1 rRNA gene is annotated in these 2,112 nt (G+C 45.8%); it reads right to left on the bottom strand.

The features are described from left to right. Window positions 1–135 precede the first annotated feature (135 nt). Window positions 136–1,649 (bottom strand): 16S ribosomal RNA (locus FPG59_RS15625). Window positions 1,650–2,112: the final 463 nt, after the last annotated feature.

Raw genomic sequence — 2,112 nt, forward strand, 5'->3', positions numbered from 1 at the left:
ACTCCATTTTCTATCTTCTTTCCTCTCTTTTTTTTTAAATTAACAGCAAGAGTAATAAAATGTTGGTATCTGTTTCCAACTTGAACTTTCGTCTTCTTTCCCTAGCGTGTATCTCTACTAACACTAAGGCTCTAGAAAGGAGGTGTTCCAGCCGCACCTTCCGGTACGGCTACCTTGTTACGACTTAGCCCTAGTTACCAGTTTTACCCTAGGCAGCTCCTTGCGGTCACCGACTTCAGGCACCCCCAGCTTCCATGGCTTGACGGGCGGTGTGTACAAGGCCCGGGAACGTATTCACCGGATCATGGCTGATATCCGATTACTAGCGATTCCAGCTTCACGGAGTCGAGTTGCAGACTCCGATCCGAACTGTGACCGGTTTTATAGATTCGCTCCTGGTCGCCCAGTGGCTGCTCTCTGTACCGGCCATTGTAGCACGTGTGTAGCCCAAGGCGTAAGGGCCGTGATGATTTGACGTCATCCCCACCTTCCTCACAGTTTGCACTGGCAGTCTTGTTAGAGTTCCCGACTTGACTCGCTGGCAACTAACAACAGGGGTTGCGCTCGTTATAGGACTTAACCTGACACCTCACGGCACGAGCTGACGACAACCATGCAGCACCTTGTAAATTGTCTTGCGAAAAGTCTGTTTCCAAACCGGTCAATCTACATTTAAGCCTTGGTAAGGTTCCTCGCGTATCATCGAATTAAACCACATGCTCCACCGCTTGTGCGGGCCCCCGTCAATTCCTTTGAGTTTCATTCTTGCGAACGTACTCCCCAGGTGGGATACTTATCACTTTCGCTTAGCCACTGAAATTGCTCCCAACAGCTAGTATCCATCGTTTACGGCGTGGACTACCAGGGTATCTAATCCTGTTCGCTACCCACGCTTTCGTCCATCAGCGTCAATCCATTAGTAGTAACCTGCCTTCGCAATTGGTATTCCATGTAATCTCTAAGCATTTCACCGCTACACTACATATTCTAGTTACTTCCTAATAATTCAAGTTTAGCAGTATCAATGGCCGTTCCACCGTTGAGCGATGGGCTTTCACCACTGACTTACTAAACCGCCTACGGACCCTTTAAACCCAATGATTCCGGATAACGCTTGGATCCTCCGTATTACCGCGGCTGCTGGCACGGAGTTAGCCGATCCTTATTCTTACAGTACCGTCAAGCTCCCTCACGAGGGAGTGTTTCTTCCTGTACAAAAGCAGTTTACAATCCATAGGACCGTCATCCTGCACGCGGCATGGCTGGATCAGGCTTGCGCCCATTGTCCAATATTCCTCACTGCTGCCTCCCGTAGGAGTCTGGTCCGTGTCTCAGTACCAGTGTGGGGGATCTCCCTCTCAGGACCCCTACCCATCGTTGCCATGGTAAGCCGTTACCTTACCATCTAGCTAATGGGACGCATGCTCATCTTTCACCGTTGTGACTTTAATAGTGGTTTCATGCGAAACTGCTATACTATGAGGTATTAATCCAAATTTCTCTGGGCTATCCCTCTGTGAAAGGTAGATTGCATACGCGTTACGCACCCGTGCGCCGGTCTCTAGGTCCGAAAACCTATACCCCTCGACTTGCATGTGTTAAGCCTGCCGCTAGCGTTCATCCTGAGCCAGGATCAAACTCTTCATCGTATATTGTTTGTTCGCCGTGGCGAACTATTGTTATTCGACTCTGTTCTAGTGGTTTTTTCAAATCTTCCGATTCTATTACTCTTATTCTTTATGTTCTGTTCTTGCGAACAAAACGGCTGTCAATTCAATATGTCTAGGAACGTATTCTTACTATTTTTTCGCCTTTCGTTTGTTTCTCAAAGCGGGTGCAAAAGTAGTTATTCTTTTTTTAACTGGCAAGAAAATTTTAAAGTTTTTTGAGATAATTTCTATCTCGTTTACTTCTCTTTTTCTTATCAATCTTTCAAGGAACTTCCAGCGTTTTACCTCACTTAACTCTTATCTCTAAAAGTGTTCGGTGAACTCGTTTGCGGGGTGCAAAGATAACTTTCGTTTTTAAATCTCACAAGCTTTTTTTAAAGTTTTTTTTTTAAAGAGTAAATCTCTATTCACTTTGTTTTTCTTGCCAATCATTTAAAGAACG

The organism is Flavobacterium sp. FPG59 (assembly GCF_002150205.1).
GTDB lineage: Bacteria > Bacteroidota > Bacteroidia > Flavobacteriales > Flavobacteriaceae > Flavobacterium.